Source organism: Streptomyces kurssanovii (assembly GCF_040677245.1).
GTDB lineage: Bacteria > Actinomycetota > Actinomycetes > Streptomycetales > Streptomycetaceae > Streptomyces > Streptomyces kurssanovii.
On sequence record NZ_JBFAQK010000016.1, the window covers coordinates 40,674 to 54,155 of the forward strand.

11 protein-coding genes are annotated in these 13,482 nt (G+C 71.8%); 3 read left to right on the forward strand and 8 right to left on the reverse strand.

Annotated elements, in window-relative coordinates:
• Positions 1-39 precede the first annotated feature (39 nt).
• Positions 40-801: a LuxR C-terminal-related transcriptional regulator gene (locus AB0K36_RS14330; protein WP_364593081.1), complete on the reverse strand. Its 762-nt coding sequence runs from the start codon at positions 799-801 to the stop codon at positions 40-42.
• A 291-nt stretch (positions 802-1,092) separates the two neighbouring features.
• On the opposite strand from AB0K36_RS14330, the gene AB0K36_RS14335 reads away from it, so the two are divergent.
• The 3 genes from AB0K36_RS14335 (at position 1,093) to AB0K36_RS14345 (ending at position 4,848) form a co-directional block, all read left to right on the forward strand.
• The gene (locus tag AB0K36_RS14335) at positions 1,093-1,608 is read left to right on the forward strand and encodes a hemerythrin domain-containing protein (RefSeq protein ID WP_364593084.1); all 516 of its coding nucleotides are present in this window, start codon (positions 1,093-1,095) and stop codon (positions 1,606-1,608) included.
• Positions 1,609-2,597: 989 nt separating this feature from the next.
• Positions 2,598-3,566: a hypothetical protein gene (locus AB0K36_RS14340; RefSeq protein ID WP_364593087.1), complete on the forward strand. Its 969-nt coding sequence runs from the start codon at positions 2,598-2,600 to the stop codon at positions 3,564-3,566.
• Positions 3,567-3,591: 25 nt separating this feature from the next.
• Entirely contained in the window at positions 3,592-4,848 is a 1,257-nt protein-coding gene (locus AB0K36_RS14345; RefSeq protein ID WP_364593090.1) for a hypothetical protein, read from the forward strand.
• Between the two features lie 154 nt (positions 4,849-5,002).
• Here AB0K36_RS14345 and AB0K36_RS14350 read toward each other — a convergent pair whose 3' ends face one another.
• Genes AB0K36_RS14350 through AB0K36_RS14380 form a run of 7 tightly spaced genes read right to left on the reverse strand, consistent with a single transcriptional unit; the run spans position 5,003 to position 13,168 of the window.
• The gene (locus AB0K36_RS14350) at positions 5,003-5,818 is read right to left on the reverse strand and encodes a 4'-phosphopantetheinyl transferase family protein (protein WP_189473712.1); all 816 of its coding nucleotides are present in this window, start codon (positions 5,816-5,818) and stop codon (positions 5,003-5,005) included.
• A gap of 51 nt (positions 5,819-5,869) precedes the next feature.
• Positions 5,870-7,675 carry an acyl-CoA dehydrogenase family protein gene (locus tag AB0K36_RS14355; protein ID WP_364593094.1) on the reverse strand — a complete coding sequence of 602 codons (1,806 nt, stop codon included), beginning with the start codon at positions 7,673-7,675 and terminating at the stop codon, positions 5,870-5,872.
• Entirely contained in the window at positions 7,672-8,628 is a 957-nt protein-coding gene (locus tag AB0K36_RS14360; protein WP_364593097.1) for an aromatase/cyclase, read from the reverse strand. Before AB0K36_RS14360 ends, AB0K36_RS14355 begins: the two co-directional genes overlap by 4 nt.
• A 17-nt stretch (positions 8,629-8,645) precedes the next feature.
• The gene (fabG, locus tag AB0K36_RS14365; RefSeq protein WP_364593100.1) at positions 8,646-9,440 is read right to left on the reverse strand and encodes a 3-oxoacyl-ACP reductase FabG; all 795 of its coding nucleotides are present in this window, start codon (positions 9,438-9,440) and stop codon (positions 8,646-8,648) included.
• Entirely contained in the window at positions 9,437-11,218 is a 1,782-nt protein-coding gene (locus tag AB0K36_RS14370) for an FAD-dependent oxidoreductase (protein ID WP_364593103.1), read from the reverse strand. Before AB0K36_RS14370 ends, fabG begins: the two co-directional genes overlap by 4 nt.
• Positions 11,208-11,519, reverse strand: a complete 312-nt coding sequence (locus AB0K36_RS14375) for an antibiotic biosynthesis monooxygenase family protein (RefSeq protein WP_364593106.1) — start codon at positions 11,517-11,519, stop codon at positions 11,208-11,210. Before AB0K36_RS14375 ends, AB0K36_RS14370 begins: the two co-directional genes overlap by 11 nt.
• Before the next feature lie 38 nt (positions 11,520-11,557).
• The gene (locus tag AB0K36_RS14380) at positions 11,558-13,168 is read right to left on the reverse strand and encodes a class I adenylate-forming enzyme family protein (RefSeq protein WP_364593109.1); all 1,611 of its coding nucleotides are present in this window, start codon (positions 13,166-13,168) and stop codon (positions 11,558-11,560) included.
• Positions 13,169-13,482 lie beyond the last annotated feature (314 nt).

The following is a 13,482-nucleotide window of genomic DNA, read 5'->3' on the forward strand; positions in this document are numbered from 1 at the left end:
GACGGGGCGCTGACCCGCTCCTGATGTGCCGGCGGGGCGTCAGCGCAGGCCGGTCTCGAAGGCGTAGATGGCCACATGCACGCGGTTGCGCAGCCGCAGCTTGTTCAGCAGGTTCTGCACATGGGTCTTGACGGTGTGTTCGGACAGCGTCAGCGACTGGGCGATCTCGGTGTTGGACAGTCCGCGGGCCACCAGGTCGAGGATCTGGCACTCGCGGCCGGTGAGCTGCTCGGGCGGCACGTCGGAGACGGTGGCGGCGGCCCGGGGCCGGGGTGCGGCCTTCTCCGGCCTGGCGGCGGTGGCGGGCGCCCGGGCGGGTTCCGGGGCGGTGGGGGGCAGCGGGCCGCGGGTCAGCGAGTAGCCGGCGGCGGCCAGTGAGACGGCGGCGGCCAGTTGCTGGGAGGTGGTGGAGTGGGGCAGATGGCCGTGCAGGACGGCCGTGGTCCCGCCCCGGGGCTCGGCCCCGCCGACCGTCAGGACCCGTATGCCGGGGTCCACCTCGCGCAGCAGCGCGTCGGCCTCGTGCGCCTCGCGCAGTCCGTGGACGACGAGCACGTCGGGCGCCTGGGCCCGCAGCGCGGCCAGCGCCCGCGGGCCGGGCTCGTCCTCCCCTATGACGCTGATGCCGCCCTGCCCGTCGAGCAGGGAGCGGATACCGGCCCGGGCGAGCGCGTCGCCGCCGACGAGGAACAGCCGAACGCCCTGGGCGGCGGTCGCCCCGCCGGGCAGCATGCGCAGCACGGAGGCCTTGCCGCCCTGCGCGGGCGCCGTCCGGCCGAGGCCGGTTCCTGCATCCGTCATGACCCGCCCCCCTGTGCCGCACTTGTGGTCGTCAAGCACGATCACGCTATCCGCCGCCGACGGGGCGGCCCGGGCTTCTCCAGCCGGCTTCGAGAGGGCGCTGAGCTGTTCCGGAGCGCGAAGCCGCGCGGCGCCGGCCACGGGCCGGGACCGGCAAAGACCGCTCGAGGCCCGCCCGAGGCCCGCCCGAGGCCCGCTCGAGGCACCGGGCCCGGCGGGCGGGGCCGGGTTGACCGGGCCCGGCGTGCGGTGCTGGTATCACGCTTCACGACGAGGGGCATTGGGACGAGCATGGGAACATTCACCGGTCCGAACGACCGGCTCGCGGCATTCGGCAACCAGCTGATCGCGGTCCATCTGTGGCTGCGCGAGGAACTGGCGCGGCTCGCCGACGACGTCGACGCCTTCCTCGACGGCGGCGAACGGCCACGGGAACTGCGGGCCCACTGCCTGACGTTCTGCTCCGCGGTGCGCCGCCACCACACCGAGGAGGACGACTCCGCGTTCCCCGCGCTGGCCGAGCAGTTCCCGGAACTGCGCCCGGTGCTGGAGGAGCTGGAGAACGACCACCACACGGTGGCGGACATCCTGCGCCGCATCGAGGAGCTGCTGGGCGGCCTGGGCACCGGCGAGGGCGCGCTGCCCGCACAGGAGGTACGCAAGGAACTGGACGGTCTGGCGGCCCTGTTGGAGTCCCATTTCGTCTACGAGGAGAAGAAGATCGTCGCGGCCCTGAACGACCTGTCCGAGCTGCCGGGCGGCGTCGTCCTCCAGGACGTCATCCAGGACGTGGCCGAGCAGGACTGAGACGGGGGCCGGGCGGGGGCCGGGCACGCGTGTCGTCTCCGCCCGGCCGGCCCCGTTCCGGCCGGCCTCGTACCCGGCCTGGGCCGGGCCCGGTCCTCTGAGGCCCAGGCGCTGGCGCTGTTGCCGGCTCTGTCGGTCACCGCAAGACGTTTCGGGCGACCGCGTACGCGGTTGGGCCGGTGCGTCCTGTTCCCATGCTGTCAAGCATGTCCCGGACCCACAACGCGGACTCAAGGTGGTGCCGTACATGCCCGGCCGACGCAGCGCTGAGTTCAACTGCTCGATTCAGCGCCTGACTGGAAGCCCCGTCGGGGGCGACGTGACGGGCATCGCGTTGGAGATCCGTTGACGCAAGTCCAGTTCCCTCGGCTGCTGCGATCAGTGGGCTTCTTTTGCAGAGTGCGCGAGCGGTCGGCGTCGGCGGACTCGATCCAGCGGGACTGGACGTGCTCGTAGGCCATCGCGGTCTGCATGTCCGCGACCTCGCTTGCGTTCGGCAGGCAGCCGATGCTTCAAGATCGGGGGCCGGGTGGTAGCCGGTGATGATGCCGTGCTCGCGCAGCAGTCTCACGCGCTCCAGCGAGGGAAAGGGAGAAATTCCTGCCTTGGCGGCAGAGATCACCCTAGCGGGATGATGCCGAAAAACGCTGTGCGCCAAGTGGTCGAAACCAGAACGACAGAGCCCAGTTGCGAGGAAATGCCAAGAGTGGTGCCCTGGAAGAGGGAAACGTCTATCCCTTTACGGTACTTGCCCGTTGCAAGAGTTCTCTGAAATGTCTGACGTGACGCCCAGGCTTGCACATGTCAGCGCCACGACCTTGTTGTGGAAGTGCACCTAAAGCTCTTTGCAGCGATCCTCGCAGCAGGTCGGTGCTCAAGCATGCGGTCGAGACTTCTCAGTAGAAGCCGCTTCATCATTTGGAAGTGACGAGCCTGCTCGATATCACTGGAAAAACACTGCCTGACTGCAAGAGTGATCGGAGGATGTCATGAGCGTCGTCAAGGGTGACTCGAACCAGCCCGGGGAGGCTGGAGTAACTGGCACGAGCGAGCAGTGGAACGGCATGTATGGCGAAGCTCGGGCAGCTGGCCAAGCCGGCATAGCCGGCGTCAACGAAAACGGCGGGAACGGCGTTTACGGGCGAGGATCCACCGGGGTGCACGGACACGGCACGGGCGAAGGTGGTTCTGGCGTTGCCGGTGCGAGTGATACATGGAACGGCGTTTTTGGAGTGACGCAGGCTGCCGGGCACGCCGGTGTGGCCGGCGTCAACGAGAACGGCGGGAACGGGCTCTACGGCCGGGGATTCACCGGCGTGGCCGGACACGGCACCGGCGATGGTGGTTCTGGCGTCGTCGGGACGAGTGACACGTGGAACGGCGTATTCGGAGTGACGCAAACATCCGGACATTCTGGCGTGGCCGGTGTAAGTGACCATGGCGGGAACGGCCTCTATGGCCGAGGGCGTAATGGGGTGTTCGGCGTAAGCAATGCGGAGGGAGGGAAAGCGGCTTTCTTCCAGGGCGACGTGGTGGTTACCGGGGACCTCGAGCTCCCGGGGGCCGATTACGCCGAAGCGCTGACCGTTGCGGAACCGGCGGTCACCGCGGGGATGGTCGTGGTGCTTGACGATGAAGGACGGATCCGGCCTTGCACCGAGGAATACGACTCGCGCGTCGCCGGCATTGTCTCCGGTGCAGGCGGAGTGCGGCCGGCACTCGTGCTCGACCGGCACGACGGAGGCGCTCCTGTCGCTCTTATGGGAAAGCTATGGGCGCTGGCCGACGCATCGGAAGCGCCAATTCGCTGCGGGGATCTGCTCACCACTTCATCGACGCCCGGACACGCCCGCAGGATCACTGAGCGGGAGCGCGGGTTCGGTGCTGTCGTTGGGAAAGCTCTGACAGACCTGACGTCAGGGCACGGAATGGTCCGTGTTCTGGTAACGGCGAGCTGAGGCGATCGGCGTGTCACGCATACGCATGGCAGTGGAGATTCAGAACGAGTCGCCCGTGCCTCTGGTGTGGGACCGGGATCAGATGGACTCCGGCGACTGGACCGATCCGTGGTATCCGTCCCGAGCGGCCACCATCACCCCCGGCGCCACTGCGGAGTGGCGGGCCGAGGGGGACCTCTTCGTCGGACCGACGACGGGAACGGAGGGCCGCGTCTGGTACAACATCGGTGGCGACCCAGGGCGGCAATTGTACGTGCACTTCAACAGTCCGCTCGTGGAGTCCCAGTACGGCAATACCTTCCACGTCTGGGCACCGCCTGGTTTCGAAGCGGCGTACAACGGCGGCCAGGGCCACCATGCCCGGCTACGCATTCGTCTACGGGAGACCTCGCGTCGCCAGGTTCGCGGGTTCACTCCGTCGGTCAATGGATTTCAGTTCTCGAACTCGTGGAGTCCGGATCTTCCTGCGATGGCTGTCGGCTTCCTCTGGAATCGGCTGCTCGACGAACTTGGCGGGGAGGCCGCCGGAGCCCTGGGTATTGCGCGGGTCGACGACGGGTGGCTGCCCATCACCCAGGCCAGCGCTGGGATGTGTGGCGGAATGACCTTCGCGGCAATGGACTACTTCGCCGCGGGCAAGCTCCCGCCCGCCGAGACGTCCTCGCCCACCTCAGACGCGGATCCACTCTTCCAATTCATCCGCGACCGGCTGTTGGACAGCTTCGACATCAGTGGTTCCGGGCACCGGTGGCTTGGTTACTCTTCGCCGCACTACCCCAACGGGGATGAAGGGTTCATTCAGGTGGCCGGCCTCGCGAGAGGCCGCGCCTGGGTGACCTGCCGGGATGAGTGGCCGCGTATCCGGGACGACATCGACGCCGGTCGACTGTCGCCCCTCGGACTGATCCAGACCGACTCGCTCGACATCGGTCGGAACCACCAAGTGCTCGCTTACGCGTACCAGCAGAGCGGTCAGGTCGTCCAACTGTGGGTGTATGACAACAACTACCCTGGGAGGGACGACCTGTACCTCCAGTTCGACATCACGGACACGACGGGTGGCGTCGACATCACCCGATTCGGCTCCTATCAACCTGGCGAGCCGCGGATCTTTTGCATCTTCCGATCCGACGGCTATAACCCGCACACGCCCCCGGGCGGACGTCAGTTGTCGGTACGTCAGGTGATGGAGCGTGTTACCGGGCGCAAGTTCGGCCGTCTGCCTGACGACATCGGGCTCCCTCGACCGGCTTCACTCCGCGGCTGGCTGAGCAGCGTCTGACCCGGCCGACGGCACCGGCGAGGAACGGCGGCGCTTCGGCGCATGACGCCGCCGGCGTCGGTGGGCCCGTTGGCTGATCAGGGCCGACCGGGCTGTGGCACGGAGGGCGGTGCCGATGGATACCCCAAGCCCTGGCGCCTTGGCCCGCCCCGGTTCAGTGCTGGTGGTCCGCCATCGCCGCGAGGAAGCCGGGGTCGAGCATGGTGCCGGCCGAGGTGTCGGCGGCCGGGTCGAGGCCGGCGTCGTGGCAGGCGACGGAGAGCAGGTAGCGGCCGCCCAGGGCGGGGTGGGTGGCGAAGGCCCATTCGCCGCGGGTGGCGGGTGAGCCGTCGGGGGCCAGCAGGCGGCCGCTGCGCAGGCCGAAGCCGAACTCGGTGAAGCCCAGGCGCATGCCCTGGCCGAGGGCCTTGGTGTAGGCCTCTTTGAGGGTCCACAGGCGCAGGGTCTGGGCGGTCTGTTCGTGCTCGGGCAGCGGGGCGAGTTCGGCGGCCTCCGTGGGGGTGCACATCTGGGCCTGGAGGAGGTCGAACCGCATGCGGCGGTCGGCCGGTTCGGCGTCGACGCCGATGCGGCCGTGGCGGCTGAGGCCGACGGCCATCAGGTCGCCGGTGTGGGTCAGGCTCAGGTCGATCTGGTCGAAGCCGCGCAGGTAGGGGCGGCCGCCGAGGCGGTAGGCGAGGTCGAGGGTCTCGGGGTCGACGCGCAGGGCCGCGGCCGCGGTGTGTTTCATCAGCAGCCGGGCGGCGACGAAGCGGTAGCGCACCGTCGGGTCGGGGATGCGGCGGTAACGGGTCCAGTCGCGGCCAAGCAGCCGGCGCAGGCGGGGGGCGGTGAGCGCGGCGGGCAGCCATTCGCCCCAGGTGGTGTGCACGACCGCGTTGCCCAGCCGGGTCAGGTTCTCGTGCACGCCCTGCCACGGCCCGGCGGGCCGCGGCACGTGGATCGGTGTGCTGATCCTCTGCTCGTCCATCGCTGTCCCCTCCGAAGGCCGGCCGCGCCGGCCCCGCCCATGGCCGGCCTGCTAGCCGGCGAGCTGTGTGTCGTACAGGTCGAAGCTGCGGTGGTCCCGGTAGCGCGCGAGCACCTCTTCGAGGACCGCTTTGGTGGTGTTCTCGGGGAGTTCGGGGACCGGGACGCCGAGCCTGCGGCCGATGCGGGTGAGGGCGAGGACGGCCCACGCCGGGTCGGACAGGAAGGTGCCGGTGCCGTCCTGGCCCTGCCACACGCCCAGGCAGGCGGCGGCCGCCAGGACCAGGGCGTAGCGGTCGGCGAGCGCGCAGACGCGGGGGTCGACGAGTGCGGCGTGGGTGATGTCGGGGAGGGCGGCGCACTGTTCGCGCAGGGCGCGCATCTCCTGGACGAATGCGTCGGCGAGGTCGGCGAGGGCGGCCCAGGCGTCCGAGGTGGCGCGCAGGGGGGCGAGGCGTTCGGCGGTGCCGATCAGGGATGCGGTCAGGACGTCGTCGCTGCCGGTGAGGGTGAGGGCGCGGTAGTCGAACGCGGGCAGCGGCGCCCGGGGCAGGAACAGCCGGCCGGCCGGTTCGTCGGTGCGGAACCAGGAGCGGCGGGCGAGGGTGGGCAGTTGGGGCACGATGACGGCCTGGCAGGCGGCGGTGCCTGCGTGGCCGAGTCCGGCGACGGGCAGGTCGCGGACGAGTTTTTGGAAGCCGCCGTAGCGCGGGCCGCGGTCGTAGCCGTGCGCGCCGAGGACGGTGGAGAGTTCCTCGAGGTCCTCGCGGAGCAGGTCGGGCATGGTCATCTTGACGGCGGCTGCGAGCAGGTGGGAGCTGTCGGGCAGCAGGCTCAGGGCGCGCAGTCCGGTGACGGCCATGCTGTCGCAGGCCAGCAGGTCGGTGAAGACGCCGGTCAGCACGGTGTGCCAGCGGCGGGGCGGGACGCCGGCGGGCCGTCCGGTGGTGGCGGCGCGGACGGCGAAGCGCAGGACGGTGTCGACTCCGGCGACGACGGTGGCGGGGATGAGGCAGCGGTTGACCTGGTAGGTGCGCAGGGCGAGCGGGACGCCGTCGCCGAGGTCGCCGACGAGGGTGTCGGCCCCGGCGGGGCAGTCGGTGAACTTCAGGCCCGCGAAGCGGCTGCCGCGCATACCCGGGGTGAGGGCGCGCGGCAGCCGGCGCAGGCCGCCGGGCGGCAGCTGCTCGGGGTCGAGCAGCAGCACGGAGTGGCTTCGTGGGCCGGTCGAGGCCGCCGTACGGGCGTACATGACGTAGGCGTCGGCCCGGTCGGCGTTGATGACGACGTCCTTGCGTCCGGACAGGACGAAGCCGCCGTCGGGGGTGGGGCGTGCGGTGAACTCGTCGCGCAGGATGGCGTTGGCGTGGGCGAGTTCGTGGTGGACGATCGGGGTGCGGCCGCCGGCCAGGAGCACGCGGGCGGTCGTTTCCCGCTGTGCGGCGTCGCCGGCCGCCCAGACGGCGGAGGCGCCGAACAGCGAGGTGATGCCGTGGCCGAAGCCGAGGGCGACGTCGCGGCGGAAGAGGGGGCGCAGGACCTGGGCGAGGAGGTCGGGGCGGATCAGGCGGCCGCCGAGCTCGTGGGGGACGAATTCGGCGGTGAGTCCGGCCTCGGTGAGCAGCGCTTCGGTGGCGGCGGGGGCCTCGCGGCGGTCGTCGGCGTCCAGGAGGGGTCGGTAGCCGTGCGGGTTGCGCGGGTCGTCGGGGTCGCCGAGGAGCGTCTCCAGCCAGGCGGCCCGCTCGGCGGCGTCGCCGGGCGGAACACCGCCGGGCGCCCCGGGGCCCGTTGCGGGCCCCGGGGTGCTCCGGCGGTGGGCGGCCGCTGCCGGGGCGGGCGCGGTCACGGGTGTGGTCACAGGACCCGGACCGCGCTCTCCGCGTGCTTCTTGGCGAGGGCGAGGGTGGCGCCGCTGTTGCGGCCCAGGGCCTCGCGGACGTAGCGGCGGGCGCTTTGCACGTCGGCGTCCGGGCCGAGGACGGATTCGATGTTCTCCGGGCGCAGGACGACGCTGTGCTGGGAGGTGACGGTGACGCCGGTCTCGTCGGGGACGACGGACCATTCGCCGGTGTGGGCGGACATCAGCAGCGGGGTGGCGGTCTGCTTGTAGACGATGCGTCCGGCGTGGGGGAAGCAGACGCGGACGGACTCGGTGGTGTGGGTGGAGCCGTCGGCGGTGACGGTGTCCATGGCCATGACCTGCACGCCGGGCTGGTCCTCCGTCAGGTCCAGGCGGGAGACGTGCGGGACGAGCTGGGGCCAGTCCGCGACCCGGTAGAGGAAGTCGTAGACGAGCTCGGCGGGGCCGTTGACGCGGACGGAGTCCTCGAAGGACATGACCAGGTCGTCGAGTTGGGACCAGCGTTCGGCGAGCTGCCGCAGGTTGGCCAGTTCGGCGCGGCTGTTGGTGTCGGTGGCGCGTTCGACCCAGGCGACGTCGTCGGCGTTGTCGCCGGCGACGGTGAAGTCGTGCAGCAGGGTCAGCTTGGACCGGCTCGCGTCCAGGGGTTCGACGATCCAGGTGCCGCCCATGGACTGGACCGGGGAGGCGGGCAGTTCCTGGCGGAACTCGATGCGGCGCCGGGCGGGGTCCAGGACGCGGCGGGAGGTCCAGGACTTGACCTGTCCGTTGGCGGTGGCCCACATGCGCAGGCGTTCGCTGTCGCCGTCGAACTCCAGGCGTTCCACGTGGACGTTGGGCGGGAAGAACAGCGGCCACTGGACGGCGTCGGAGATCAGGCCGTAGACCACGCCGGCGGGCGCGGCCACGTTCACCTCGTGCGTCGTTGCGTGCACTCGCTCAGCGGACATCTTTTCTCTTCCTTACTTCAGACGTTGCCCAGGCCGCCGCAGACGTTGAGTGCCTGGGCGGTGATGGAGGCGGCGTGTTCGGTGGTGAGGTAGCCGACGAGGGCGGCCACTTCTTCGGGGGTGGTGTAGCGGCCGAGGGGGATCTTGGCCTCGAACTGTTCCTGTACGTATTGCTCCGTGGTGTCCCAGGCGGCGGCGTAGCCCTGGCGGACGCGTTCGGCGAGGGGGGTCTCGACGTAGCCGGGGCAGACCGCGTTGACGGTGATGCCGGCGGGGGCGAGTTCCTTGCCGAGGGCTTTGGTGAAGCCGACGACGCCGTGCTTGGAGGCGGAGTAGGGGGCGCCGAGCAGGACGCCCTGTTTTCCCGCGGTGGAGGCGATGTTGATGATGCGGCCCCAGGTGGCGTCGGCGAGGCCGCCGTTCTTGAGGACTTCGCGGGTCAGCAGGAAGACGCTGTTGAGGTTGGTGTCGATGACGTCGTACCAGAGTTCGTCGGCGATGTCGGCGGTGGGTCCGCCGCCGCTGCGTCCGACGTTGTTGACGAGGACGGTGACGGGTCCGTAGGTGTCCAGGACGGTGCGCACCAGGGCGGCCACCGAGTCGCGGCAGCGGACGTCGGCGGCGGCGCCCTCGGCCTCGAGGCCTTCGTCGCGGAGGTCCTCGACGGTCTGTTTGACCTCTTGGGCGGTGCGGGCGCAGATGAAGACGCGGTGGCCGCGGCGGCCGAGGTCGCGGGCGACGGCGAGGCCGATGCCGCTGGTGGCGCCGGTGACCAGGGCGACCGGCGGCGTCGCCGGCGACGGTGCGGTCATCGTTGTGCCTCCTTGTGCGGTGCGCCGACGGTGCTGTCGACGGTGTCCTGGGCGGCTCGACGGCTGGACGAGGCCCGCTCGAGAACGGCCTCAGGTGTGCTGTGGGGCGTGTGCGGTGCCGTCAGGGACAGCGGGCGCAGGGCGTCGTCGAGGGCGCGGGGGGTGAGCAGGCCGCCGTGGGCGGCGAGGTAGCCGTCCGGGCGGATCAGTACCCAGGCGCCGGAGGCGAGGCCCAGGGCGCGGCGCAGTGCGCCGTCGGGGTCGGGCAGGAGGCGGGGGCCGGGGGCGGTGGTGTCGCCGACGGTGCGTACCGACAGCCAGGCGCCGTGGCGGGCGGCGGCGTCGGTCGCGGTGCGCACGGGGGTGCCGGCCGGGGTGTGGGCGCCGGGGGCGACGAGCAGGGTCCAGCGCACGTCGCGCAGTTCGTCGGCGAAGGCGCGCGGGCCGGGTGAGGCGGGCTCGAGGGCGGTGGCGGTGGCGGCGCGTTCGCCGGGGGTGGGCACGTGGCGGCGCCGGGGTACGAAGACGGGGGCGGCGACGGGCGCGGCGACGGGGACGGGTTCGGGTCCCGCGCCGGTGGTCAGTGGGCCGGCGGCGTAGTCGATGCGCAGTCCGGACATGCCGCCGAGGACCTTGCGCTGGATGGCGCGGCGCAGCGGGGGCACGGCGCGTACGACGGTGAAGACGGCGGGCAGGGCGAGGGAGGCGAGGGCGTTCTTGAGCGCCACGAGGAAGGTGGCGGTGCGGGTGGAGCCGAGCAGCTGTTTGCCGATGGGGACGCGTTCGGTGCTGTAGGTGTCCAGGAGCGCCGGGCGGGCGTGGCCCTGGTGGACCATGGCGAGTTTCCAGGCGAGGTTGTAGGCCTCTTGGATGCCGGTGTTCATGCCCTGTCCGGAGGCGGGGCTGTGCACGTGGGCGGCGTCGCCGGCGACGAAGACGCGGCCTTGGTGCATGCGGGGCACCATGCGCTGCTGGAAGGTGAAGACGGAGACCCATTCGGGGTCGCCGACGTGGACCTGGTGGCCGAGGCCGGTGGTGAGGCGGGCGGCGATGCGTTCGGCGGCGCCGGCCGCGTCGGGGGTCCCGGGGGCGGTGTCCAGCAGCCGCCAGTGGCCGCCGCGGGCGTAGGGCACCATCATCATGGCCTGTTTGCCGGTGTGGACCCAGTAGATGCTGTCGGGTTCGAGGTCGGTGCGTACGGGTGCGTCGGCCAGCAGCCAGGTGTCGCGGCTCTCGCCGATCAGGGGCAGGCCGAGCTGTTTGCGTACGGTGCTGTGGCCGCCGTCGCAGCCCACCAGCCAGGGGGTCTCGCAGGTTTCCTCGGTGCCGTCGGCGTGCCGCAGGGTGGCTCGTACGGTGGTGGTGTCCTGGGAGAGGCCGGTGAGCCGTACGCCCCATTCGATCTCGACGCCGAGCCGGGCGACGGCGTCGCGCAGGACGGCCTCGGTGCGGGTCTGCTCGATGATCACGGTGTAGGGGTGGCGGGTGGGCATGCTGCGGTAGTCGGCCTCCAGGCGCACCAGCCGGCGGCCGGAGGCGAACATGGTGAACGCCCGGTTCTTGCGGCCGGCTTCGATGACGGGTGCGGCGGTGCCCATCTGGTCGAGGGTTTCCAGGGTGCGCGGGTGGACGGCGACGGCGCGGCTGGTGCGGGCGGGGCCGGTGGCGGCGTCGACGAGGCGGACGCGCAGGCCGCGGCGGGCCAGTTCGTGGGCGGCGGTCAGGCCGACCGGGCCGGCGCCGGCGACCAGGACGTCGGGGCGGCGGTCATCGGACACCGGCCGCCTCCAGCGGGGCGGCGGTGTCCTCGGTCTCGTACATGGCGGGTTCGGCGGTCACCAGCGGCTTGAGGTCGGCGACGATGGCGCGGAAGCCGTCGCTGCTGACGGCGGCGCGGTGGGCGTCGGCGCTGTCCCAGACGGCGATCTCGAGGTGGACGTTCCCGGCGCCCAGGGCGCGCAGGTTCTGGTGGCTGACGTAGCCGGGCTGGGCGGACATGTAGGCGGTGAGGCGGGCGCGGACGGCGAGGAAGGCGTCGTGGTCGCCGTGCACGGTCAGCTTGTTGACGAAGGTCACCATGGGTCTGCCTCCTGCGACAGGTCGGGACGTGGTTGGGGTCAGGCGGCGGCTTCCGCGGCGGCGCGGTCGCGCAGCCGGCGGCGCAGTTCCTGGCGGCGTGGTTTGCCGGTGGGGGTGCGTGGGACGGTGTCGAGGGCTTCGACGCGGCGGATGCGTTCGAAGTGGGCGAGCCGGGAGTTGGCCTTCTCGGTGATCGCGTCGAGGACGTCGAGGACGGCGTGGGCCGCGTGCCGCGGGGGGCCGGGGGTGTCGCGCAGGACGATGCCGGCCCATACGACGGCGCCGTGCACGGCGTCGGGCCAGCCGACGACGACGCATTCGGCGACGCGGGGGTCGTCGGCGATGATCCGTTCGACGGCGGTCGGTGAGACGAGTTCGTTGTCGTACTTGAAGACGTCGCCGAGCCGGTCGACGAGGTACAGGACGCCGTCGGTGTGCTGGTAGCCGATGTCGCCGGTGGAGAACCAGCCGTCGGCGTCGATGCGGGAGGGTTCGTCGTCGTCGAGGTAGCCGGCCATCACCTGCGGTCCGCGGACCTGCACTTCGCCGGTGGCCCACACGTCGGCCGGCTCACGGGAGTCGAGGCCGACGATGCGGGACTCGGTGCCGGGCAGGGGGTGTCCGACGGCGCCGGGGCGGGTGTCGTCGAGGCGCTGGTTGTGGGACAGCGGGGAGAGTTCGGCCATGCCGTAGCCCTGGACGACGGGGACGCCGAGGGTGTGGCTCAGCCGGCGGGCGGCGGTGGGCGCGAGCGCGGTGCCGCCGGACAGGACGGCGGTGAGCCGCGGCAGGGCGGGCACGGCGGCCGGGGTGGTGAGGCGCGGGTCGGCGGCGAGGCGGTGCAGGCGGGCGGGGAGCCCGTAGTAGTGGGTGGCGCCCGTGCGGGCGGCCAGGGCGAGGGAGGCGAGGGGGTCGCCGTCGGTGCACAGCACCTGCCGGGCGCCGGCGCAGACGGCCGAGTTGAGGTGCATCACGTGGAACAGCGGCAGGTGGTTGAGGGTGACGGACGCCGGGCCGAGGCCGTGGGCGAGGGCGATCTGGTGGGCGTTGGCGACCAGGTTGCGGTGGGTCAGGCGCACGCCCTTGGGGCGGCCGGTGGTGCCGGTGGTGAACTGCACGCACACGGTCGAGGACAGGTCGGCCGGTCCGTGGGCGGGTGCGGCCGGTCCGTCGCCGGCGCCGTCCAGGGCGACGTGGAGGGGCAGCGCGTCGGCGGGGACCACGCCGTCGTCGGCGTCGGTGACGACGATGGTGTGCAGGCGGGGCAGTTGCTCGCGCATCTTGGTGAGCAGTTCGGCGGTGGCGCAGGGCACGAACGCGATCTCGATCGCGGCGGCGGTGAACACGTGCCGTAGCGCCGCCTCGCCGATGAGCGGGTTGACCAGGGCGATGGTGCGGCCGCTGCGGCTGGTGCCGTAGTAGGTGGCGGCGAACGCGGCGTCGAGGGTGTTCGCCACGCCGACGGTGGCGCGGGGGCGGCCGGCGGCCGCCGAGAGCAGGTAGTGGGCGACGCGGTCGGCGCGGGCGTCGAGTTCGGCGTAGGTGAGGGTGTGCTGCCCGCAGGTCAGCGCGGTGCCGTCGGGGTCCCGCACGGCGGCCTGGCGCAGCAGTCCGTCCAGGGGCAGTTCCGGATGCGTGAATCGCGGCACGGCGTGGTCCTCCTCCGGGTGGCGGATGCCGCGACCGGCTGTGCCGTGCCGGGAGGGGCACCAGCGCTGGCAGGCACCGGTCGGGTGTCGGGTGCCACGCTGTGCGGCCGCGCTCGAGAAACCGTGGAAGTCCGCTCGACGGTCTCTCGGCGGGGCGCGGACGGGCGGCGGAGCGGGTGGGCCGGCGGGGTGGGGCGGGCGCGGGTTGCGAGCAGCGCTCCAGCGGCGTGCGGGCGGGCCTCCATCGGGACCGGCCACGTTGGGCCGCGTACGTCCTTGCCTGTGCAGGGATTTCGGGCCGTGTCGCGACGTGC